Source organism: Pseudomonas sp. MYb327, from assembly GCF_040438925.1.
Classification (GTDB): Bacteria; Pseudomonadota; Gammaproteobacteria; order Pseudomonadales; family Pseudomonadaceae; genus Aquipseudomonas.
The window spans coordinates 124623-147641 of record NZ_CP159258.1 but is presented as its reverse complement, the minus strand read 5'-3'; the positions used below and the strand labels follow the sequence as shown (position 1 = coordinate 147641).

Below are 23019 nucleotides of genomic sequence, written 5' to 3'. Positions count from 1 at the left end.
GTGGCATGCAAAAACAAGAAAGCCCGTCAGGAGACGGGCTTCAATGTGTGACAGCTTTTTCCGGTTACAAAGGCTTACCGCGGTTGCCATGCTGGCTGACAAAGGCCTGCACGGCTTTCAGGTCATTCGGCAATACGGTGCAACGCTCATCTCGCTCAAACAAATCAGAAAGATGTACTGGGAGCTCAAGCGCTTTTCCTACACCGGCTTTTTCCACGGCGTCGGGGAATTTGACCGGGTGGGCCGTGCCAAGGATCACCATCGGGATATCCAGGCTGCGACGGCATTCGCGGGCGGCCTTGACGCCGATCGCAGTGTGCGGGTCCAGCACCTCTCCGGTCTGCTCGTAGACTTCGGCGATGGTTTCGCAGGTTTGCGCATCATCTACAGCCAGCGAGTCGAACAGTTTGCGCGCTTCGGTCCAGCGCTCCTGCTCGACGCTGAAACCGCCGCCTTGCTTGAACGAATCCATCAGCCCGGCAATCGCCGCGCCGTTGCGACCGTGCAGGTCGAACAACAGGCGTTCGAAGTTCGACGACACCATGATGTCCATCGACGGCGACAGCGTGGCGTGCAGGGTTTCCTTGACGTACTGGTTGCCGCTCATGAAGCGGTGCAGGATGTCGTTGCGGTTGGTGGCGACGATCAACTGGTTGATCGGCAGGCCCATGTTGCGTGCCAGGTAACCGGCGAAGATGTCGCCGAAGTTGCCGGTCGGCACCGAGAACGACACCGAACGTGCCGGGCCGCCCAACTGCAAGGCCGCGTGGAAGTAGTAAACGATCTGGGCCATGATCCGCGCCCAGTTGATCGAGTTAACCGCTACCAGGCGAGTGCCCTTGAGGAAGCCCTGGTCGGCGAAGCTCGCCTTGACCATTTCCTGGCAGTCATCGAAGTTGCCTTCGATGGCGATGTTGTGGATGTTCTCGCCGAAGATAGTGGTCATCTGCCGACGCTGTACTTCCGACACACGGTTGTGTGGGTGCAGGATGAAGATGTCGACGTTTTCACAGTGCTTGCAGCCTTCAATGGCGGCCGAACCGGTATCACCGGAGGTGGCACCGACGATCACCACGCGCTCGCCGCGTTTTTCCAGCACGTAGTCGAGCAAACGACCGAGCAGTTGCAAGGCGAAGTCCTTGAACGCCAGGGTCGGACCGTGGAACAGTTCCAGCACCCATTCGTTGCCGTTCAACTGACGCAGCGGTGCAACGGCGCTGTGGGCAAACACACCGTATGTTTCTTCAAGAATCTTTTTGAAATCGGCATCCGGAATGCTGCCGGTGACGAACGGGCGCATGACGCGGAAAGCCAGTTCGTGATAAGGCAGGCCGGCCCAGGAAGCGATTTCTTCCTGGGTGAAACGTGGCAGGTTTTCCGGGACGTACAGACCGCCGTCGGTGGCAAGCCCTGCCAGCAGGACGTCTTCGAAATTCAGGGCCGGTGCCTGGCCGCGGGTACTGATATAACGCATGACTGACTCCAATGGACAGTGTTCGTAAGCCGGGCTCAACCCGTGAGCCCGGTGAACGATATCGGCTTAGTTCAGGTGCTCGACGCGGATCCGTACGACCGGACCGACCACACCTGCCAAGGCTTCCAACGCTGCGATGGCGTCGTTGATGCGCTGCTCCACCACGCGATGGGTCAGCAGAATCATCGGCACCAGACCGTCGTGTTCTTCGACTTCCTTCTGCATGATCGATTCGATATTGATGCCGCGTTCCGACAGGATGCTCGCCACCTGAGCCAGTACGCCCGGGTGGTCCTTGGCCTGAATGCGCAGGTAGTAAGCGCTTTCGCAAGCTTCGATCGGCAGGATCGGATGCGCGGACAGCGAATCCGGCTGGAAGGCTAGATGCGGCACGCGGTTTTCCGGGTCGGAAGTCATGGCGCGAACCACGTCGACCAGGTCCGCGATGACCGACGAAGCGGTCGGTTCCATGCCGGCACCGGCGCCGTAGAAAAGAGTCGAACCGGCAGCGTCGCCATTGACCATCACCGCGTTCATCACGCCGTTGACGTTGGCGATCAGACGATCGGCCGGGATCAGCGTCGGGTGCACGCGCAGTTCAATACCGGCCGCGGTGCTGCGCGCCACGCCCAGGTGCTTGATGCGGTAGCCCAGCGCTTCGGCGTAGTTCACGTCAGCAGTGGTCAGCTTGGTGATGCCTTCGGTGTAGGCCTTGTCGAATTGCAGCGGGATGCCGAACGCGATAGAGGCCAGGATCGTCAGCTTATGGGCTGCGTCGATACCTTCAACGTCAAAGGTCGGATCAGCTTCGGCATAGCCCAGGGCTTGTGCCTCGGCCAGTACGTCTTCGAAGGTGCGACCCTTCTCGCGCATCTCGGTCAGGATGAAGTTACCGGTACCGTTGATGATGCCGGCCACCCAGTTGATGCGGTTGGCGGACAGCCCTTCGCGGATCGCCTTGATCACCGGGATGCCACCGGCCACGGCCGCTTCGAACGCAACGATCACGCCCTTCTCGCGAGCCTTGGCGAAAATTTCGTTACCGTGAACGGCAATAAGCGCCTTGTTCGCGGTGACCACATGCTTGCCATTCTCGATGGCCTTGAGTACCAGCTCACGGGCAACGGTGTAGCCGCCCATCAGCTCTATAACGATGTCGATCTCAGGGTTCGTGGCCACTTCGAAGACATCGTTGGTAATCGCAATACCGGTCGTTTGGAACTGAGGCTTTGGCGTGCGCATGGCAATTTGTGCCACTTCGATTCCACGCCCGGCACGACGAGCAATTTCCTCGGCGTTGCGCTGAAGTACGTTGAAGGTACCGCCACCGACGGTTCCTAACCCACAGATGCCTACTTTGACCGGTTTCACTGTGAACTCCCCATAAAACGGCCGACTCGAGGCCGGCCGTGAAAACAACCGCGTGCTCGCGGTTCTCTATTAATGGCCCGGCGATGTTGCTGCCGGACCATGATCGTCAAAGGCTGGCCGTGACGATGCGAATTTACTTCGCGCCCAGCGCCAGTTTGGCGACTTGTGGCGCAGGCTGGTAGCCCGGAATGACCTGCCCGTCAGCCAAAACGATGGCCGGTGTACCGTTCACGCCAATCGACTGACCAAGGGCGAACTGCTTGGAAACCGGGTTATCGCACTTGGCGGCCTTGATTTCCTTGCCATCGACCATTTTGTCCATGGCCGCTTTCTTGTCTTTCGAGCACCACACTGCTTGCAGTTGCTCGTCACCCGGCGAGCCCAGGCCCTGACGCGGGAACGCTACATAACGCACTTCGATGCCGCGCTTGTTCAGCTCGGGCACTTCGGCGTGCAGCTTGTGGCAATACGGGCACGTGGTGTCGGTGAACACGGTGATGTGCGACTTGGTTTCGCCGATGGCCGGGTACACCACGGTTTCCGCAACCGGGATTGCGTTGACCAGTTTGGAAACGCCCAGGCGTTCGGTCTTCTCGGTCAGGTTGACCGGTTTGCCGTCCTTGAGCTGGAACATATAGCCCTGGACGACGTACTGGCCGTCGGCGCTGGCGTAGAGCACGCGGCTGCCTTGCAGCTTGACTTCGTACAGACCTGGCAGAGGACTGGCGGAAATGCTCTCTACCGGCACTTCGAGCTGGAGGTTTTCCAGGCTTTTACGGATGGCTTTGTCGGCCGCGTCATCGGCGACGGCAAAGGTGCTGACCAACGCAATGGCGGCGGCGGCGAAAATCTGGGTCAGACGCATGTGAACTCCTGAAGGCGGACAAATGGGACGATCAGAACGCCCGTGCCGAAGCACCGGGTCATAACCGCCCATCGTGCAAACCGGCAAAGCCTACCACATAAGGTTCGCGGGGCCGAATGCGCCTGTCGCAAGAGATCTCGCCATGCAAGTTTGGCAATAGTTGGCGTGGCGAGGGAGCTTGCTTCCGCTCGACTGCGAAGCAGTCGCAAACTGATCAAGCATATATTCCTGATTGACCGCGCCGCATGGCTTTGGGGCCGCTGCGCGACCCAGCAGGAGCAAGCTCCCTCGCCACAGAGGCCAACGTTATCCATCAGGGAATCGTTAGCCGCGCGGGTGGTGTTTGGCGTGCAGGTCCTGCAAGCGTGCCCGTGCGACGTGGGTGTAGATCTGGGTCGTGGAAAGGTCACTGTGTCCCAGCAGCATCTGCACCACCCGCAAATCGGCGCCGTGGTTCAGCAGATGCGTGGCGAATGCATGACGCAAGGTATGCGGCGACAGCGACTTGCCGATCCCCGCGACTTTGGCCTGATGCTTGATCCGGTGCCAGAACGTCTGGCGCGTCATCTGTTCGCCACGCTGACTGGGGAACAACACATCGCTAGGACGACCGCCGAGCAGTTCGCCACGACCATCGCGCATGTAGCGCTCGACCCAGACAATCGCCTCCTCGCCCATCGGCACCAGGCGCTCCTTGCTGCCCTTGCCCATTACGCGCAACACACCCTGGCGCAGGTTGACCTGCTCCAGGGTCAGGCTGATCAGCTCTGTCACCCGCAGGCCGCAGGCGTACAGAACTTCAAGCATGGCCCGGTCGCGCTGGCCGATGGCTTCGCTCAGGTCCGGCGCTTTCAATAGCGCCTCCACATCGGCTTCCGACAAGGATTTGGGCAATGGCCTACCCAATTGCGGCATGTCGATGCGAAGGGTCGGATCGACGGCGATCAGCTTTTCCCGCAGCAAATAGCGATAGAAACCACGCACACCAGAGAGAAACCGCGCGGTTGAACGGGGTTTGTAATTTTGTTCGAGGCGCCAGGCAAGGTGATCGAGGATCAACTCGCGCCCGGCGTTGATCAGTTCCAGGCCCTTTTCCTGCAACCAGCCATTGAACAGGGCCAGATCGCTGCGATAGGCATCGCGGGTGTTGTCGGAAAGACCTTTCTCCAGCCACAGGGCGTCAAGGAATTGGTCTATCAATGGATGTTCGATGGCAGGCATGGGCACTCAAAACGTACAGCCTTGAAACTGCACGCAAAAAAATCAGGAGGACAATAGAAACGGCCGCTAGTCTTTCATAGCCAGCTATTTCAAGGAACAGGGAGCTTCAATGAGTGAACAGCAGATTTTGTTGGCGTTTGGCGCAATTGGTGCGGCGGCACTGGGGTGTCAATGGCTGGCCTGGCGCCTGAAGCTACCGGCGATTCTGTTTCTGCTGTTGACCGGCATTCTGGTCGGTCCGGTGTTGCACTGGCTCGACCCACAGGAAATGTTCGGGCCTTTGCTGATGCCGCTGGTGTCGCTGGCGGTGGCGCTGATCCTGTTTGAAGGAAGCCTCACGCTGCATTTGTCGGAGTGGCGCGAGATCGGCAGCGTTGTTCGGCGCCTGGTTACCCTTGGCGCCCTGGCCACCTGGGTGGTCATCGCGCTCGCGACTCACTGGCTGCTGGGTTTCGACTGGATGCTGGCGATACTTTTCGGCAGCCTGACACTAGTCACCGGTCCAACCGTCATCGTGCCGATGCTGCGTGTGGTACGGCCGAAAGCTTCGATTGCCAATATTTTGCGTTGGGAAGGGATTGTCATCGACCCGATCGGTGCCCTTCTCGCCGTAGTGGTCTACAGCTTCATTATTGCCAGCGCGGCGGGTGAAGGCCTGAGCCACAGTCTGCTGACGTTCGGCGGCGTCATTCTATGCGGCAGCGTTTTCGGGATCGCCGGTGGCTGGGTGCTCGGCATGATAATCCGGCGCCAGTGGTTGCCGGAATACCTGCACAACCTCGCCGCGCTGGCCTCGGTGCTGGGGATTTTCATCGCCGCCAACGCCGTGACGCACGAATCGGGCCTGCTGGCGGTAACTTTGATGGGGATGTGGCTGGCCAACATGAAGGGTGTGGATGTGCGGCACATCCTGCACTTCAAGGAAAACCTAAGCGTGTTGCTGATTTCCGGTCTGTTCATCTTGCTGGCGGCACGACTGGACCTGAACGCCTTGATCGGCCTCGGCCCATTGGTGCTGATTCTCTTGCTCATCATTCAATTCATCGCCCGGCCGTTGAACGTCATACTTTCCACCCTGGGTTCGAACTTGAATTGGCGTGAACGGGCGTTGCTGGCGTGGATCGCGCCCCGTGGGATCGTGGCGGCGGCCGTGTCGGCGATTTTCGCGATTCGCTTGCATGAGGCCGGACATCAAGGCGCCTTGTTGCTGGTACCACTGACGTTTGCGGTGATCATCGGCACCGTGGTGCTGCAAAGCGCCACGGCGCGGCCGTTGGCCCGCTTGTTGAAAGTCGCCGAGCCCGCACCTAGCGGCTTCCTGATCGTCGGAGCCAATCAGCCCGCGCGAACCTTGGGCAAAGCCTTGCAACAGCTGGGTAGTCGGGTACTGCTGACGGATTCGAGCTGGGAGAATATCCGGGCGGCGCGCATGGAGGGTTTGCCGACTTATTTTGGCAACCCGGCGTCGCAGCATGCTGATGCGCACCTGGATCTGGTCGGCCTTGGACATTTGCTGACGCTGTCGCCGTCCGGGGAATTGAACACGCTCGCCTCGATGCGTTTTCGCCATGACTTCGGCCATCAACGACTGTTCGGGTTGGCCAGTGGCCAGGAAAGCCGTCGTACCGACAAGCACCGGGCGAGCCATGAGCATCGCGGGCGTTTGCTGGGCAATGAGGATTTAACCTACGTCAAGCTGGCCAATCAGCTGCATCAGGGGGCTGAGTTGTACAGCACGAACCTGACCGAGGGCTTTGGCTGGGAGGATTACCAGGCTTTGCATGGCGAGCGTGCGACGCTGCTGTTTACTCGCGATGACAGCGGCTGGGTGCATGTGGTGACGCCGGACAGTGCGGTCAAGCCTTCGGCGGGGTGGACGTTGTTGGCGTTGATTCAGCCTGAGGCTTAGCGTCCCCGAAACCGTTTTTCAAAATGCACTGAATCGCAGGCAACAAAAAAGCAGCCCGTAGGCTGCTTTTTTCTGCATCGGAAGCTGGACTTAAGCCAGTTTTTCCTTGATGCGAGCTGCTTTACCAGACAGGTCACGCAGGTAGTACAGCTTGGCTTTACGTACGTCACCGCGACGTTTAACGGCCATGCTGTCGATTTGCGGGCTGTAGGTCTGGAAAGTACGCTCTACGCCAACACCGTTGGAGATTTTACGAACGGTGAAAGCACTGTTTACGCCGCGGTTACGCTTGGCGATAACAACACCTTCGAACGCTTGCAGACGCGAACGGTCGCCTTCCTTCACTTTCACCTGAACGACAATGGTGTCGCCCGGGGCAAAGGTAGGGATCTCTTTGGTCATCTGCTCTGCTTCGAGTGCAAGGATGATTTTGTTAGTCATGCTGTGCTCCTAAGGTAAATCGTCGGATCTACCATCGATACGTTGTTAACTATCGTCCCGCTCGCGGATGTATTCCTCGAGCAGCTTCTTCTCTTCTCCAGAAAGCGAGCGGCTTTCCAGAAGATCGGCGCGTCGTTCATAGGTCCGACCAAGGGACTGCTGTAAACGCCAACGCCGGATGTGCGCGTGATTGCCACTTAGCAATACGTCGGGAACACGCTGATCCGCATACACCTCCGGTCGGGTGTAGTGCGGGCAATCCAGCAAACCATCCGTAAAGGAATCTTCCTCGGCGGAGTCCGCATGCCCTAAAGCTCCAGGCAGCAGTCGTGTAACCGCATCGATCAGGACCATCGCCGGCAGCTCGCCGCCAGACAGTACATAGTCGCCAATCGACCACTCTTCATCGACATGAGCATCAATAAAACGCTCGTCAATGCCTTCATAGCGGCCGGCAATCAGGATCAATGCATCCAGATTCGCCAACTCGCGCACCGCCGACTGAGTCAGTTGACGGCCTTGGGGCGACAGGTAAATCACCTTCGCGCCCTCCCCGGCGGCTGCCTTGGCGTGAACCAGAGCGTCTTCCAGGGGCTTGATCTTCATCACCATGCCCGGACCACCGCCAAACGGGCGATCGTCCACAGTGTGATGTCGATCCGTCGTGTAGTCTCGCGGATTCCAACAGGTGAGCTGCAAGAGCCCCTGTTTCACCGCACGACTGGTGATGCCGTACTCGCTGATGGCGGAGAACATCTCGGGAAACAAACTGATCACTTCTACGCGCAAGTTAGCCACGCTTAGAAATCCGCGTCCCAATCCACCTTCATCTCGCCTGCTGCCAGGTCGATGGCCAACACGCATTGCTCCGTATAGGGCAACAGGCGTTCGCGATCATCCAGGCTGCCAGCGCAAGGCTTGACCACCATTACATCATTCGAGCCGGTCTCCAGCAGGTGATCGATCTTCCCGAACAGTTGCCCGAGGGTGTCGATAACCTTGAGACCTTCCAGCTGGTACCAGTAGTACTCGCCGTCGGTCAGTTCAGGGAACAGGTTGCGCGGCACGCAGATCTCATAACCGGCCAGAAGACGAGCTTCTTCACGATCATCAAGACCCTTGAGCTTTGCGACCAGGAACTTGTCGTTCCCGCGTCCGCTGACCAGCTCTACCTGCTTTACATTGCCATCACGCTTGAGCGTCCAAGTTTTGTATTCCAGCAGGTTCTTAATCGGATCAGTAAAGGAATACACCTTCACTTCGCCGCGAACGCCGTGAACCGAGTAAATCTTGCCGATAACGATCAAATCATCAGCAACAGCTGGCGTCGCGTTCATATTGCTCAGGCCGCAGCCTTAGCAGATTCCTTCAACAACTGAGCAACGCGCTCAGAAGGTTGTGCACCAACGCTCAGCCAGTAGGCTACGCGCTCTTGGTTCACGGACAGACGAACTTCTTGACCACGAGCAACAGGGTTGAAGAAACCAACCTGTTCCTTGTGCGAACCGTCGCGCGGGTTGCGGCTGTCGGTTACGGTCAAGTGGTAAAACGGGCGCTTTTTGGAGCCGCCAAGGGCAAGACGGATTGTTAGCATGTGAACATCGTTCCTGTAGTCGGTGCTGCAAATCTAAAGGCACAGCGGGCATAGGTGCCCGAAAGGCCGCATATTCTAAGGAATATCCGGACTTTTGCAAATGACTTTTTCCGGCGGCCTATCGGACGCCATGCAGATTTGCTATAGAGCCGTCGATGAAAACGGCCAGTCAGCTCCCGCCAAGTGCGGGTTTGCTGTGAATCCCACTTCCCTGTGGGGTTGCGCCGACATGACTGCCGGCGCTAATTCTTTACATCTTGGGCATGCCGCCGCCGGGCAACATACCGCCCATGCCGCGCATCATTTTGGCCATTCCGCCTTTCGCGGAGAACTTCTTCATCATCTTCTGCATCTGCTTGTGCTGCTTGATCAAGCGACCAATGTCCTGCACCTGCGTGCCGGACCCCATCGCGATACGACGCTTGCGCGAACCGCTGATCAGCTCAGGGTCGCGGCGCTCGGCCGGGGTCATGGAGTTGATGATGGCTTCCATCTGTTTGAATTGCTTCTCTGCCGCATTTTGGGCATTGCCCATCTGTGCCAGATTCACACCGCCCATGTTCGGCAGTTTGTCCATGAGGCCGCCGAGGCCGCCCATGTTCTTCATCTGTTGCAGCTGATCACGGAAGTCTTCGAGGTCGAAGCCCTTGCCCTTCTTCAACTTTTTAGCAAGCTTGTCGGCTTTGTCCTTGTCGAGCGTCGCTTCCGCCTGCTCGATCAGGCTGAGCACGTCGCCCATGCCGAGGATGCGCGAAGCAATACGCTCAGGGTGGAACGGATCGAGCGCTTCGCTCTTCTCGCCCATACCGATGAACTTGATCGGCTTGCCGGTGATGGCACGCACCGACAGGGCGGCACCGCCACGGGCATCGCCGTCGACCTTGGTCAGGATCACACCGGTCAGTGGCAGCGCGTCGCCGAAGGCCTTGGCCGTGTTGGCGGCGTCCTGGCCAGTCATGGCGTCGACCACAAACAAGGTTTCGACCGGGTTGATCGCGGCATGCAACGCCTTGATCTCGCCCATCATCTCTTCATCGATGTGCAGGCGACCGGCGGTATCGACGATGACCACGTCAATGAATTTGAGTTTTGCTTCCTTAATAGCCGCTTGCGCGATCTCGACCGGCTTCTGGCTCAGGTCGGACGGGAAGAAGGTCACGCCGACTTCACCGGCGAGCATTTCCAGCTGCTTGATCGCCGCCGGACGGTAAACGTCCGCGGACACGACCATGACCGACTTTTTCTTGCGCTCTTTAAGGAAGCGCGCGAGCTTGCCGGCGGTGGTGGTTTTACCCGCACCCTGCAAACCGGCCATCAGGATGACTGCAGGTGGAACGGCACTCAGGTTCAGGTCTTCGTTGGCCGCGCCCATCAGGCTTTCGAGTTCGGCCTGCACAATCTTCACAAAGGCCTGGCCCGGCGTCAGGCTGCGCGACACTTCGGTGCCGACAGCGCGCTCCTTGACCGAATTGACGAAGTCTTTCACCACCGGCAAGGCGACGTCGGCTTCGAGCAACGCCATGCGCACTTCGCGCAGGGTGTCTTTAATATTGTCTTCAGTCAGCTTGGCCTTGCCGGTGACATGGCGCAGCGTCTGCGAGAGACGGTCGGTTAAGTTTTCAAACATTGCGCGATCCTTTCAGGCCCTGTGTAGACCGGGATAATGGCGGCCCGGACCGGACTAAACGTGTGCTCGGCGAGCCTGCGGCGTGGGCAGGTCGCGGATTATAGCGAAGACTGCGGCTGGCGGACACCTCGCCGTCAGCTTGTCTGGTCTTTCGTGCTGCCTGGGTTCTATGCCAAACTCAGCGCCTTTCGGGCTTGCCTAACAGGACTTATGCTCCCCTTGTCACCCAGTTTGCTAACCACTCTCGCCGCCGCCTGTTTATATGCCGCTGCGACTCTCTATCAGGGCACTCGTCTGGCCACCGGCGCCAAGGCGAACAAACGCCTGCTGGTCACGCTCGGCGTGCTTGCGGTCCTGGCCCACAGCGCCAGCCTGTTCACCCACCTGCTGACGCCGATTGGCCTGGGCCTGGACTTCTTCAGCGCCGCCAGCCTGATTGCCGCAGCGGTCATCGCCCTGACCTTGCTGGCCTGCTCGCGCATCCCGGTGGAAAACCTGCTGGTCTTGCTGTTCCCGCTGGGAGCGTTGACCGCCCTCCTCGCGCAGTTCGCCCCCGCAGGCACCGTGCAGATTATCGACGAAGCACCGGGCATCCTCGCCCACATCCTGTTGTCGATCCTTGCCTACGGCATGTTCACCATCGCGGTATTCCAGTCGTTGTTGCTGCTGGTTCAGGACCATCAGCTCAAGCACAAGCATCCGTCCGGACTGATCAAGAACTTCCCACCGCTGCAAACCATGGAGAGCCTGCTGTTCGGCTTTCTCTGGGCCGGCTGGACACTGTTGTCGCTGTCGTTGATCTCGGGCTGGCTGTTCGTCGAAAACCTCTTCGCGCAACATCTGGTGCACAAAACCTTGCTGGCCTGCCTGGCCTGGATCGTCTTCAGCGTGCTGCTTTGGGGTCGTAACCGCCTCGGCTGGCGCGGACACAAGGCCATTCGCTGGACCCTCGCCGGTTTCTGCCTGCTGATGCTGGCGTATTTCGGCAGCAAGCTGGTTCGTGAATACATTCTGCACATTTGACGGGCGGCATTAATGGACGACTTGCCCTTAGGGCCGATGCTCGCAGTAGTGGCCGTATTGATTCTCTGGTCGGGGCTGTTCACCGCCATTGAAGCCGCTCACCAGCACGTGCTGGCCCAGCGCAACGCCTCTCGTTCAAGCGACCAACCGTTGGCGAGGTTGAGCTTTCCACTCAATAGCCTGATCTTCTGCAATACCCTGTGCCGCACGCTGCTGGTGGTCATCTGCACATTGGTAGCGATTTTCACCTGGGCCGAGAACGGTCCGTGGCTGGCCTGCCTGGGTGCCGGCACCACGGTGCTGGTGTTTGCCGAATACCTGCCGCGCGCCCTCGCCGTGCGCCATCCGGACGCGATCCTGGCGCTGGGCAACAACCTGCTGCGCATTCCCCTGAAAATCATCTACCCGGCCGCCTGGCTTCTGAATGCCTTCAGCCAATTGCTGCTGCGTCCGCTCGCGCGCAAAGCCAAAGTGGTGCAACAGAGCGACGACGAGATACCTGCGGAGCGCCGTGACGATCACGAATCCGTCTGCCGACCACATTCATTGCCCGGCATCCATGCGCTGGACAACATCACGGTCAACGACATTCTGGTACCGCGCAGCGAAGTCGACGGGATCAACCTCGACGACCCGATCGAGGAAATCATCGAGCAATTGCGCCACAACAAGCGCACCCGCCTGCCGGTGTTCCACAGCGACATCAACCAGGTCGAAGCGGTACTCAACACCCGACAAATTGGCCACTTGTTAGCCGATGGCAGCCTGACGCTGGAAGCACTGGCGGAGGGCAGTCGCGAGCCATACTTCGTGCCGGAAAGCACCCCGCTGCAACTGCAACTGCTGAACTTCCATAAACAGCAACGGCGCCTGGGCATGGTGGTCGACGAGTATGGTGAAGTGCTCGGCATCGTGACCCTGGAAGACATTCTCGAAGAAATCGTCGGCGAATTCGAAAGCCAGCAAAGCCTGAACAACCCGCATATCCATCCGCAGGCCGATGGCCGCCTGGTGATCGACGGCGCCGCGTCAATTCGCGAACTGAACAAAAGCCTCGGCTGGCATCTGCCTAGCGACGGACCGAAGACCCTTAACGGCCTGGTGACCGAAGCGCTGGAGACCATTCCTGAAAGCGCCGTGTGCCTGAAGATTGGTCGGTATCGGCTGGAAATCCTCGAAACCGAGGACAACCGGGTGACACGGGTGTTGATCTGGCAGCCCAGTGTGGTGCCTGTCGTCATCTGAGAGCCGACACATTTGCTGTGGCGAGGGAGCTTGCTCCCGCTGGACTGCGAAGCAGGCCCTGGCTTTTTGCGGCCGCTGCGCGCGCGAACTGGAGCAAGCTCGCTCGCCACAGAAAACCACGCGCACCCGCCACTTGTTGAATCGTTAGTCACCTTCCTATAATCGAGCGGCTTACCCAAGCCTCGCCGCCCCCGTGCTTACCCCGCACTCCGCAGGTTCCGGCCCGATCATCAGATCCATCCGCATCAAACCGACGACTGTTCCTACCTGGAACAGCGACCGCGCCTCCACCCACATCCCTGGGTATTCGACCATAATAATTCGCTCCACTGGGGCACATGACTGTCAGGGATAACCGCATGACGACCAGCACGACTTACAGCGATTCCACACCCGCACAACCGACGAACTCCGCCACCCGGGTAGCCACTGCGAGCTTCATCGGCACCGCCATCGAGTTCTACGACTTTTACGTCTACGCCACCGCCGCCGCGCTGGTGATCGGGCCGGTGTTTTTTCCGCAAACTTCCGGCACGGCGCAAATGCTATCGGCCTTCCTCACGTTCGGCATCGCGTTCCTTGCCCGACCGCTGGGCTCGGCACTGTTCGGTCACTTCGGCGACCGCATCGGCCGAAAATCGACGCTGGTAGCCTCACTTCTGTTGATGGGCGTGTGCACCACGCTGATCGGCGTGCTGCCGGGTTACGACAGCATCGGGGCGTGGGCGCCGATTCTGCTCTGCGTCTTGCGCTTCGGTCAGGGCCTGGGACTGGGCGGCGAATGGGGTGGCGCAGCGTTACTTGCCACGGAAAATGCGCCTAAAGGCAAACGCGCGTGGTTCGGCATGTTCCCGCAACTCGGCCCGTCCATCGGCTTTCTGGCGGCCAATGGACTGTTCCTGACCTTGGCCATGACCCTGGACGACGAACAATTCCGTTCATGGGGCTGGCGCATTCCGTTCCTGCTCAGCGCCGCGCTGGTGATGGTCGGCCTGTACGTTCGCCTCAAGCTTCACGAAACACCGGTCTTCGCTAATGCCGTAGCTCGTCAGGAACGGGTGAAGATCCCATTGGTCGAGCTGTTCAGCCAATACTGGGTTCCGGTGCTACTGGGGGCCGGCTCGATGGTGGTGTGTTACGCGCTGTTCTACATCTCGACCGTGTTCTCGCTGAGTTACGGCGTGGCAACGCTCGGCTACAGCCGCGAAACCTTCCTCGGCCTGCTGTGCTTTGCCGTGTTGTTCATGGCTGCCGCCACCCCGCTGTCTGCCTGGGCCAGTGACCGCTACGGACGCAAACCGGTGCTTATTATCGGTGGTGTACTGGCGATTCTGTCCGGCTTCCTGATGGAACCGCTGCTGACCCAGGGTTCGACCTGGGGCGTGGCGTTGTTCCTGTGCATTGAACTGTTCCTGATGGGCGTGACCTTTGCGCCGATGGGCGCACTGCTGCCGGAGTTGTTTCCGACCCACGTGCGTTATACCGGCGCATCGGCCGCCTACAACCTGGGCGGGATTGTCGGGGCTTCGGCGGCACCGTTCTTCGCGCAGAAACTGGTGGCCATGGGTGGTTTGAGTTACGTCGGCGGGTATGTGTCCGGGGCGGCGGTGCTGAGTTTGATTGCCGTGCTGTGCCTGAAGGAAACGCGGCATAACGATTTGAATCGCATCGCCTGATAGATCGCCATCGCGAGCAGGCTCGCTCCCACAGGGTTATGTGGGAGCGAGCCTGCTCGCGATGGCGTCTTCACTGACAAACTCTCACCGGAAACCACATTTTCCCCCCACCCATTGTCACCTCGCTCTACGCGCATCGGCACATCCCCGCTATACTTCCCGGCTTTTCCTGAATAAATGCCAATAGGGTCCCGCCGCGCATGGATAAGACCTACCAGCCGCACGCCATTGAAACTTCCTGGTACAACACCTGGGAGTCAGAGAATTACTTCGCCCCGCAAGGCGCGGGCGAGTCCTACACCATCATGATCCCGCCGCCGAACGTCACCGGCAGCCTGCACATGGGTCATGGCTTCAACAACGCGATCATGGACGCACTGATCCGTTTCCGCCGCATGCAGGGTCGCAACACCCTGTGGCAGCCGGGCACCGACCACGCGGGTATCGCCACGCAAATGCTGGTGGAGCGTCAACTCGAAGCCCAGGGCCAGAATCGCCACGATCTGGGCCGCGACAAATTCCTCGAGAAAGTCTGGGAGTGGAAGGATCAGTCCGGTGGCAACATCAGCCGTCAGATCCGTCGCCTCGGTTCGTCCGTGGACTGGAGCCGCGAGCGCTTCACCATGGACGACGGTCTCTCGGAAGCGGTGAAAGAAGCGTTTGTACGCCTGCACGAAGACGGCCTGATCTACCGCGGCAAGCGCCTGGTCAACTGGGACACCAAGTTGCACACGGCGATTTCCGACCTCGAAGTGGAAAACCACGACGAGAAAGGTTTCCTGTGGAACCTGAAATATCCGCTGGCCGACGGCGTCAAGACCGCTGAAGGCAACGATTACCTTATCGTCGCGACCACTCGCCCGGAAACCATGCTCGGCGACTCCGCCGTCGCGGTTAACCCGAACGACGAACGCTATAAAGCCCTGATCGGAAAATTCGTCGAGTTGCCGCTGGTTGGCCGCCGCATCCCGATCATCGCCGACGATTACTGCGATCCTGAGTTCGGCACCGGCTGCGTGAAAATCACCCCGGCCCACGATTTCAACGATTACGAAGTCGGCAAGCGCCACAACCTGCCGCTGCTGAACATCTTCGACAAGAACGCCAACGTCCTGCCGGCCGCCCAGGTGTTCAACCTCGACGGCACGCTGAACGAGAGCATCGACGGCAAGATCCCGGCCGAATACGCCGGTCTCGATCGCTTCGAAGCGCGCAAGCAAATCGTTGCGGCATTCGATGCTGCCGGTCTGCTGGTCAGCGTCAACGATCACGCCCTGAAAGTACCGAAAGGCGACCGCTCCGGCACCATCATCGAGCCGTGGCTGACCGACCAGTGGTACGTGTCCACCAAGCCTTTGGCCGAGCCTGCTATTGCTGCCGTTGAAGACGGCCGCATCCAGTTCGTGCCAAAACAATACGAAAACATGTACTTCTCGTGGATGCGTGACATCCAGGATTGGTGCATCAGCCGTCAGCTGTGGTGGGGTCACCGGATTCCGGCCTGGTACGACGAGTCGGGCAAGGTCTACGTGGGTCGCGATGAAGCCGAAGTGCGTGCCAAGCACAACCTTGGCCCGGACGTAGCGCTGCAACAGGACAACGATGTTCTCGACACCTGGTTCAGTTCGGGCCTGTGGACGTTCTCGACGCTCGGCTGGCCTGAGCAGACCGAATTCCTGAAGAAATTCCATTCCACCGACGTTCTGGTGACTGGCTTCGACATCATCTTCTTCTGGGTTGCCCGGATGATCATGCTCACCATGCATTTGGTGAAAAACGAAGACGGCACGCCGCAAGTTCCGTTCAAGACTGTGTATGTGCACGGCCTGGTGCGTGATGGTCAGGGCCAGAAGATGTCCAAGTCCAAGGGCAACGTCCTGGACCCGCTGGACATCATCGACGGTATCGAGCTGGAAGAGCTGGTGCAGAAACGCACTTCCGGCATGATGCAGCCAAAACTGGCGAAGAAGATCGAGAAGCAGACCCGCGACGAGTTCGCCGAAGGCATTGCCAGCTATGGCACCGATGCCCTGCGTTTCACCTTCTGCTCGCTGGCGTCCACCGGTCGTGACATCAAGTTCGACATGGGCCGCGTCGAAGGCTATCGCAACTTCTGCAACAAGATCTGGAACGCCGCGCGCTACGTGCTGGACAAGGGCGAAGACTGCGGCCAGAACGGCGAAGCCTACGAACTGTCCCTGGCGGATCGCTGGATCATTTCGCAACTGCAACGCACCGAAGCCGAAGTAACCCGTCAACTGGACCAGTTCCGTTTCGACCTGGCCGCACAATCCCTGTACGAGTTCATCTGGAATCAGTATTGCGACTGGTACCTGGAACTGTCCAAGCCTGTGCTGTGGGACGAAAACGCCCCGGTAGAGCGCCAGCGCGGCACCCGTCGCACCCTGGTGCGCGTACTGGAAGTCGCCCTGCGCCTGGCGCACCCGTTCATGCCATTCATCACCGAGGAAATCTGGCAGCGCATCGCGCCGCTGGCCGGAATCGAAGGCAAGACGATCATGTTGCAACCTTGGCCAGTGGCCAATGAAACACGCATTGATCAGGCCGCCGAAGACGACATCGAATGGCTCAAAGGCCTGATGCTCGGCACCCGCAACATCCGGGGCGAGATGAACATCGGCCCGGGCAAACCGCTGCCGCTGTTCCTGAAGAACGTCAGCGCGGAAGATCAACGTCGCCTGACCGAAAACGAAGCCCTGCTGAAGAAACTGGCGCGCCTCGAATCGATCACCGTGCTGGCAGCAGGCGAAGAAGCCCCGCTGTCCGCGACTGCGCTGGTCGGCGAGATGGAAGTGCTGGTGCCGATGGCCGGCCTGATCGACAAAGGTGCCGAGCTGGCGCGTCTGGACAAGGAAATCCAGCGCCTGCAAGGCGAAGTGCAACGCGTCGGTGGCAAGCTGTCCAACGCCGGTTTCGTTGACAAGGCGCCAGCCGAAGTCATCGAAAAAGAACGCGCCAAACTGGCCGAAGCCGAACAGGCTCTGGGCAAACTGGCCGAGCAACACGCGCGGATTGCCAGTCTGTAACGGCAGTTCGCAATGAAAAAGGGAGGCCCAATTGGCCTCCCTTTTTCATTACCCCGCGGTCCTGTAGGAGCCGGCTTGCTGGCGAAGAAACGATAACGCGGTCCGTCAGAAAAACCGCGTCGCCCCAATCGCCAGCAAGCCGGCGCCTACACAAACGCGCACCGTGTTGTGACGATAGATGTGGGACAATGCCCGCCACTTTCAGCCTTACCCGAATCGAACACGCCCATGACCGCCCCCCGTACCCCAAAGCCTGCGCGCAAGAAGCCTGAACCCAAGACCCCGGCCACGGCCGTCGAGCCGAAGGAGAAAGCCAGCCTGCACCCGCGTAATCGCCACCAGGGTCGTTACGACTTCCCGGCGCTCATCAAGAGCACGCCGGAATTGGCGAAGTTCGTGATCATCAATCCGTATGGCAAGGAAAGCATCGACTTCGCCAGCCCTGATGCGGTGCGGGTGTTCAACCGGGCGTTGCTCAAGTCGTTCTATGGGATCGCCCATTGGGACATTCCCGCGGATTACCTGTGTCCTCCAGTTCCGGGTCGTGCGGACTACGTGCACTTCCTCGCCGACCTGTTGGCCAGTGGCAATGACGGCGTGATCCCGCGTGGCGCGGCGGTGAAGGTGCTGGACGTGGGCATGGGCGCGAACTGTGTGTACCCGTTGATCGGACATAGCGACTACCGCTGGCAGTTTCTCGGCTCGGAGATCGACGCCACGGCCCTGGCCTCCGCCAAAGCCATCGTGCAATCCAACGGGCTGAACAAGGCCATCCAGTTGCGCCAGCAGAGCAATCCCAAGCACATCCTGCTGGGTCTGCTCGAACCCGGCGAACGTTTTGACCTGACCATGTGCAACCCGCCATTCCACGCCTCCCTGGAGGAAGCGACCAAAGGCAGCGCGCGCAAATGGCGGGCACTGGGCAAGGCCGATCCGAAGCGCAAACTGCCGGTGCTGAACTTTGGTGGTCAAGCGGCGGAGTTGTGGTGTGATGGAGGTGAGGCGCGTTTCGTGACGCAACTGATCGCCGAAAGCGCGAACTTGCAGCATAAGGTCTTGTGGTTCAGCACACTGGTGTCGAAAGCCTCTAACCTGCCGGCCATCGAGATCGCCCTGAAAAAGGCCGGTGTACTGGAAAGCCAGGTCGTGGAGATGTCGCAGGGGCAGAAGCAGAGCCGCTTCGTTGCCTGGACCTTCCAGACCAAGTCCGAGCAGCAGATCTGGCGTCGCGAGCGTTGGGCGCAGAAAAGCTGAGCTATCACACAATTCAACTGTAGGAGCGAGCCTGCTCGCGATGAGGTCCTGTCAGCCAACATTTATGTTGAATGACCCACCGCTATCGCGAGCAGGCTCGCTCCTACATTGATTCGATGTGATTGCGAGCAAATGGCAGGCACAAAAAAACCGTGCCCGGATCGCTCCGGCGCACGGTTTCTTTTTAACAAGTCTTACTTGTTAACAGCATCGGTCAGGCCTTTGGCCACAACCAGCTTGATCACTTTCTTGGCAGCGATTTCGATGGCAGCGCCAGTCGAAGGGTTACGGCCAGTACGGGCAGGACGCTCAGTCACTTTCAGTTTGCCGATACCTGGCAGAGTGATTTCGCCGCCGTTTTCCAGCTGATCGGCAACGATTTGGCCCAGTTGGTCCAGAGCGTTACGCGCGGTGGTTTTCGGCGCGTCGATAGCTTCAGCGATGTCGGCGATCAGTTGGTCTTTAGTAAGAGCCATGTAGTGTTCCTTCCCTATCAAATTCATATGGATTGCAGAGTGCAATGTCAGCCATCGAGCCCGATCTTCTGGATCTGGCACCCTCGGCGAAATAACCTCGGGATCGGGGTTATAGATACCGAAATCAGGGTTTGGTTCGACCTGACAAGAGCTGACTGCAGGCTTAACGCAGTGACTTCGCGCAAGACCGGGCAAAACTAGCACAGAGACGGGGAAATATCCGCCTCCGGCTACCCATTTGGTCAGCTTTATTGCTCTAAATCGGGAAAAAACCGCATAAGCGCCACCGACCACCCCGGAATTACCCTTCGCACCGCGCCAAAACCAGTGGTTGCGGTACACTTGGCGCTTTTTCGGGGAGCTCGCCCTGCTCTCTCCAACCAGCCGATCCCATTAGCCGAGAAGCCCATGCCGATCCGTCATTGCATCGTCCACCTGATCGACAAAAAACCCGACGGCACACCCGCAGTTCTCCACGCTCGCGACTCTGAGCTGGCTGAGTCAGCAGCCATCGAAAACATGCTCGCCGACCTCAATGAAAGCTACAACGCCAAACAAGGCAAGGCCTGGGGATTGTTTCACCCGGAGTCTGGCGCCTTTCCATTCAGCGGCTGGCTGAAGGAATACCTCGACGGTGGCAAGGATTTCACGGCATTCAGCCGCGTGGCGGTGGAACATCTACAAAAGCTGATGGAGGAATCCAACCTTTCTGTCGGTGGCCACGTATTGTTTGCGCACTACCAGCAGGGTATGACTGATTACCTGGCGATTGCCCTGCTGCACCACAGCGAAGGCGTCGCAGTGACCGATCAGCTCGACGTCACCCCTTCCCGTCACCTGGACCTGGGTCAATTGCATCTGGCAGCGCGGATCAACGTGTCCGAGTGGCAGAACAACAAACAGTCCAAGCAGTACATTTCGTTCATCAAGGGTAAGAACGGCAAGAAGGTCTCGGAGTATTTCCGTGACTTCATCGGTTGCCAGGAAGGTGTCGACGGGCCGGGCGAAACCCGCACCTTGCTCAAGGCCTTCAGTGACTTCGTCGAAAGCGAAGACTTGCCGGAAGACTCCGCCCGCGAGAAAACCAAGACCCTGGTGGATTACGCCAGCAGCCAGGCCAAGCTCGGTGAACCCATGGGTCTGGAAGAACTCTCGGAGCTGATCGACGAAGAACGCCCGAAAGCCTTCTACGATCACATTCGCAACAAGGACTACGGCCTGTCGCCGGAAATCCCGGCCGATAAACGTACCTTGAACCAGTTCCGTCGCTTCACCGGCCGCGCCGAAGGTTTGTCCATCAGCTTCGAAGCGCATCTGCTTGGCTCGAAGATCGAATACGACGAGGAGGCCGGCACGCTGGTCATCAAGGGCCTGCCGACCTCGCTCACCGATCAGCTCAAGCGACGCAACTGATGCTCGGCAGTGTATTGAAGAAATTCCTGCTGATCCTGCTGGTGGTTGTGGTCTACCAGAACTGGGGCAAGATCGAGCGGGTGTTCAATCCGTCACAAGTGGTGTCCGGGCAGACCCAGGCCGAGGCCAGGGTCGTGCTCTACGCCACAGAATGGTGTGGCTACTGCAAGTTGACCCGGCGTTTTCTCGACCAGAAGGGCATTCCGTACCAGGAGTTCGATATCGAGAAAGATGCCGAGGCACGCAAGGCCTATCAGGCGTTGGGCGGTGGCGGGATTCCGATCATCGATGTGAACGGGACGCTGATTCGCGGGTATGACCCGGATGGGATTTTGGCGGCGTTGAAATAACTTTCGGTGACCTGAAGGAGTTGGCTTGCCAGCGATAGCGGAGTGTCAGGCAAGGTCGATGTCTGCCCGATTGACGCCATCGCTGGCAAGCCAGCTCCTACAGGGTTGGAGTGTGACTGTACTTACTGTGCCTCGATACGAAATCCGAACCGTGGAAAGTGCACATGCACCACACCACCGCGTTCATCTTCCCGGCGCACAATCAATTCCTCGCTGCCAGCAAACAATAACTCCCCGGCAACCGGATCGACGCCATAGTCGGTCGCGGCAATGATCACCTGCTGGCCCGTCTTGAAACCATTCGGATCTTCAAACACTTCATCCGGCAAGGCCGCAGGCGTGGTGTTGCGTGCAACCTCCAGCGCTTCTTCGGAAGTCATTTCGCTCGGCGCACCGTGGCCGAAACCCAGTACCCGCGCCAACCATGCCGAGACCGCCGGATAGTTATCCACAAGCGGTGAGGTCACGGGTGTTGCCTTGAGGAACCACATGGGGTGTGCGAGGGCAAAGTCGGCAATCGACGGCTCGCCGAACAGATAATCCCCCTCCTCGCGCTGCAGCTGCTGTTCGAGGCGTGCCATGATCGTTGGCCATTGATGCTTGGCTTGCTCGGCGGACAAGCGTGTAGCGCTGCCACCGCTGAACAACCCGGCGCGGTCAGCAATAAACGCCTTGATGGCTTCCGGCGGCAAACTGGCGAAGCGCACCGCGACCGATTCCGGTTGAAATACCAGGCTGACCGCATGCTGGAACACCACCGAATCGGCCCACGTCGCGAAGGACGCGGCGATCATTTCCTGGCCTTCAGGGAAAAATGCCGGCAAGGCTTTTTCCTGCTCCAGTCGACGGGCAATCAACGCGGTGTCGCAATAAATATCGGCGCCGATCTGCAACACCGGCGTCTTGCGATAGCCTCCGGTCAAGGCCGTCAAATCGGGTTTTGGCATCACTGGCGAGATCTTCACCGAGCGCCAGGACAGCCCTTTGAAGCCCAGCAACAGCCGGGCCTTTTCGGCGAAGGGGGACGTCGGGTAATGATGGAGAATCAACTCGGACATGCTCGGCTCCGCCGCACAGATTAGGAACTCGCAGCTTAGCGTGCTATCCGCAAGCAGCCTACCGGTCTGCCTGATGGGAACTTATCAGTCAGGTTGATAAGCCGGCAGCGCTGGCCACCAGGCATTCCTTGGCGCTTTTCTTGAGCTTCTTGATCAACCGTTCCTGGCGCAGCGCTTCGCTTTTGTCGCGGCAGATTTCGGTGTAGACCAGCGCCATGGCCGGGCTGGAAAGAAAGAAGCGTGCCCCTTTACCACTTTGATGTTTGGCGAAGCGCCGCACGGGATCGTCGCTGATCCCGCAGTAGAGCGAACCATTGGCCGCACGAACGAGGTAGACGAACCAGGGTTTGCTGACGGGAGACTCGCTTGGGGTGGTCACGTAACGATCAGGGCTTGAAAGGAAACAAGCCGCGATCTTATCAGCGACTGGCCTGGAATGCCTTGAGCCCCTTCAAGGCCTGCGCCCGAACGGCGTTTCTCACCAGTGGCGTCCAGCCCAGCAACAGGCCTTTGAACCCGAGTGCCTGTCTGGACCAGGCCCACAGATCGAAACGGTCGTGATGCTCGCAGATCTTGCCGTCACGGAAGACAAAACGCGCCTGAATGTCATTGACCACGGTGTTGCCGGTCTGGGAAAACAGATAGGTCGCGACCCAGTGGGCGCCGCCGGTGCGCTCGTCAGCGCGAACATTATCGAACGTCAGGGAGAAATCCTTGGCCCGGGTGGTGAGCATGCGCCACATGTCGCCGGCATCGCGACCGCGCAGCTCGCCGAACGCCGGGTCACTGAACACCACGTCATCGGTGTAGCAGTCCGCCATGGTTTCGGCGTCCAGGCGTTGGAAAGCCTGGTAGAAACGGGTAATCAAGGCGCTGTGAACTTCACTCATTGCAGGTCCCCTGGATGTGCACAATGACGTCGATGGATGGCCTGCACGATAGTCTGCAAATGCCCCGAACACTATTGGCATTCAT

At 59.2% G+C, this 23019-nt stretch carries 21 protein-coding genes; 8 read left to right on the top strand and 13 right to left on the bottom strand.

Annotated features, from left to right (window positions below; all coding sequences use genetic code 11):
- Positions 1–64: 64 nt before the first annotated feature.
- From thrC to xerD, 4 genes are all read right to left on the bottom strand, one after another.
- Positions 65–1474 carry a threonine synthase gene (gene thrC, locus ABVN21_RS00645; protein ID WP_075945553.1) on the bottom strand — a complete coding sequence of 470 codons (1410 nt, stop codon included), beginning with the start codon at positions 1472–1474 and terminating at the stop codon, positions 65–67.
- A gap of 66 nt (positions 1475–1540) precedes the next feature.
- A complete protein-coding gene (locus tag ABVN21_RS00640) occupies positions 1541–2845 on the bottom strand; it encodes a homoserine dehydrogenase (protein ID WP_339556422.1) in 1305 nt (434 codons plus the stop codon).
- A gap of 133 nt (positions 2846–2978) precedes the next feature.
- Positions 2979–3710, bottom strand: coding sequence for a bifunctional protein-disulfide isomerase/oxidoreductase DsbC (gene dsbC, locus ABVN21_RS00635; protein ID WP_034149004.1), 732 nt, complete (start codon positions 3708–3710; stop codon positions 2979–2981).
- Positions 3711–4034: 324 nt separating this feature from the next.
- The gene (gene xerD, locus ABVN21_RS00630) at positions 4035–4931 is read right to left on the bottom strand and encodes a site-specific tyrosine recombinase XerD (protein ID WP_339556421.1); all 897 of its coding nucleotides are present in this window, start codon (positions 4929–4931) and stop codon (positions 4035–4037) included.
- A 109-nt stretch (positions 4932–5040) separates the two neighbouring features.
- On the opposite strand from xerD, the gene ABVN21_RS00625 reads away from it, so the two are divergent.
- Entirely contained in the window at positions 5041–6840 is a 1800-nt protein-coding gene (locus tag ABVN21_RS00625; RefSeq protein ID WP_339556420.1) for a sodium:proton antiporter, read from the top strand.
- A gap of 90 nt (positions 6841–6930) precedes the next feature.
- Here the strand turns inward: ABVN21_RS00625 and rplS are convergent, their stop codons facing one another.
- From rplS to ffh, 5 genes are all read right to left on the bottom strand, one after another.
- Complete coding sequence (rplS, locus tag ABVN21_RS00620; protein ID WP_003175895.1) at positions 6931–7281, bottom strand: 50S ribosomal protein L19; 351 nt, start codon at positions 7279–7281, stop codon at positions 6931–6933.
- Positions 7282–7326: 45 nt separating this feature from the next.
- On the bottom strand, positions 7327–8037 hold the full coding sequence (gene trmD / locus ABVN21_RS00615; protein ID WP_231977984.1) for a tRNA (guanosine(37)-N1)-methyltransferase TrmD: 711 nt from the start codon (positions 8035–8037) through the stop codon (positions 7327–7329).
- 44 nt (positions 8038–8081) lie between these two features.
- Entirely contained in the window at positions 8082–8618 is a 537-nt protein-coding gene (rimM, locus tag ABVN21_RS00610; RefSeq protein ID WP_053155094.1) for a ribosome maturation factor RimM, read from the bottom strand.
- 5 nt (positions 8619–8623) lie between these two features.
- A complete protein-coding gene (gene rpsP / locus ABVN21_RS00605; protein ID WP_003198088.1) occupies positions 8624–8875 on the bottom strand; it encodes a 30S ribosomal protein S16 in 252 nt (83 codons plus the stop codon).
- 250 nt (positions 8876–9125) lie between these two features.
- Positions 9126–10502 carry a signal recognition particle protein gene (ffh, locus tag ABVN21_RS00600; protein WP_075945558.1) on the bottom strand — a complete coding sequence of 459 codons (1377 nt, stop codon included), beginning with the start codon at positions 10500–10502 and terminating at the stop codon, positions 9126–9128.
- Between the two features lie 210 nt (positions 10503–10712).
- Here ffh and ccsA point away from each other — a divergent pair, with 210 nt between their 5' ends.
- The 5 genes from ccsA to rlmF all read left to right on the top strand — a co-directional run bounded on the left by ccsA (position 10713) and on the right by rlmF (position 18747).
- Positions 10713–11525 (top strand): cytochrome c biogenesis protein CcsA, encoded by an 813-nt coding sequence (ccsA, locus tag ABVN21_RS00595; RefSeq protein ID WP_034148999.1) that lies wholly within the window; start codon positions 10713–10715, stop codon positions 11523–11525.
- 12 nt (positions 11526–11537) lie between these two features.
- Entirely contained in the window at positions 11538–12770 is a 1233-nt protein-coding gene (locus tag ABVN21_RS00590; protein ID WP_339556419.1) for a transporter associated domain-containing protein, read from the top strand.
- A 359-nt stretch (positions 12771–13129) separates the two neighbouring features.
- Positions 13130–14446 carry an MFS transporter gene (locus ABVN21_RS00585; protein ID WP_339556418.1) on the top strand — a complete coding sequence of 439 codons (1317 nt, stop codon included), beginning with the start codon at positions 13130–13132 and terminating at the stop codon, positions 14444–14446.
- Between the two features lie 200 nt (positions 14447–14646).
- Positions 14647–17493: a valine--tRNA ligase gene (locus ABVN21_RS00580; RefSeq protein WP_339556591.1), complete on the top strand. Its 2847-nt coding sequence runs from the start codon at positions 14647–14649 to the stop codon at positions 17491–17493.
- A 228-nt stretch (positions 17494–17721) separates the two neighbouring features.
- A complete protein-coding gene (gene rlmF / locus ABVN21_RS00575) occupies positions 17722–18747 on the top strand; it encodes a 23S rRNA (adenine(1618)-N(6))-methyltransferase RlmF (protein WP_339556590.1) in 1026 nt (341 codons plus the stop codon).
- 194 nt (positions 18748–18941) lie between these two features.
- Here rlmF and ABVN21_RS00570 read toward each other — a convergent pair whose 3' ends face one another.
- The gene (locus tag ABVN21_RS00570) at positions 18942–19223 is read right to left on the bottom strand and encodes an HU family DNA-binding protein (RefSeq protein WP_007905514.1); all 282 of its coding nucleotides are present in this window, start codon (positions 19221–19223) and stop codon (positions 18942–18944) included.
- Between the two features lie 408 nt (positions 19224–19631).
- Here ABVN21_RS00570 and yejK point away from each other — a divergent pair, with 408 nt between their 5' ends.
- Both yejK and ABVN21_RS00560 read left to right on the top strand, forming a co-directional pair.
- The gene (gene yejK, locus ABVN21_RS00565; RefSeq protein WP_034148994.1) at positions 19632–20636 is read left to right on the top strand and encodes a nucleoid-associated protein YejK; all 1005 of its coding nucleotides are present in this window, start codon (positions 19632–19634) and stop codon (positions 20634–20636) included.
- Positions 20636–20986, top strand: coding sequence for a glutaredoxin family protein (locus tag ABVN21_RS00560; RefSeq protein WP_339556589.1), 351 nt, complete (start codon positions 20636–20638; stop codon positions 20984–20986). Before yejK ends, ABVN21_RS00560 begins: the two co-directional genes overlap by 1 nt.
- Positions 20987–21108: 122 nt before the next feature.
- Here ABVN21_RS00560 and ABVN21_RS00555 read toward each other — a convergent pair whose 3' ends face one another.
- From ABVN21_RS00555 to ABVN21_RS00545, 3 genes are all read right to left on the bottom strand, one after another.
- Positions 21109–22044, bottom strand: coding sequence for a glutathione S-transferase family protein (locus ABVN21_RS00555; RefSeq protein WP_339556588.1), 936 nt, complete (start codon positions 22042–22044; stop codon positions 21109–21111).
- A gap of 88 nt (positions 22045–22132) precedes the next feature.
- A complete protein-coding gene (locus tag ABVN21_RS00550; protein WP_339556587.1) occupies positions 22133–22423 on the bottom strand; it encodes a GIY-YIG nuclease family protein in 291 nt (96 codons plus the stop codon).
- Positions 22424–22463: 40 nt separating this feature from the next.
- Positions 22464–22934, bottom strand: coding sequence for a nuclear transport factor 2 family protein (locus tag ABVN21_RS00545; protein ID WP_339556586.1), 471 nt, complete (start codon positions 22932–22934; stop codon positions 22464–22466).
- Positions 22935–23019: the final 85 nt, after the last annotated feature.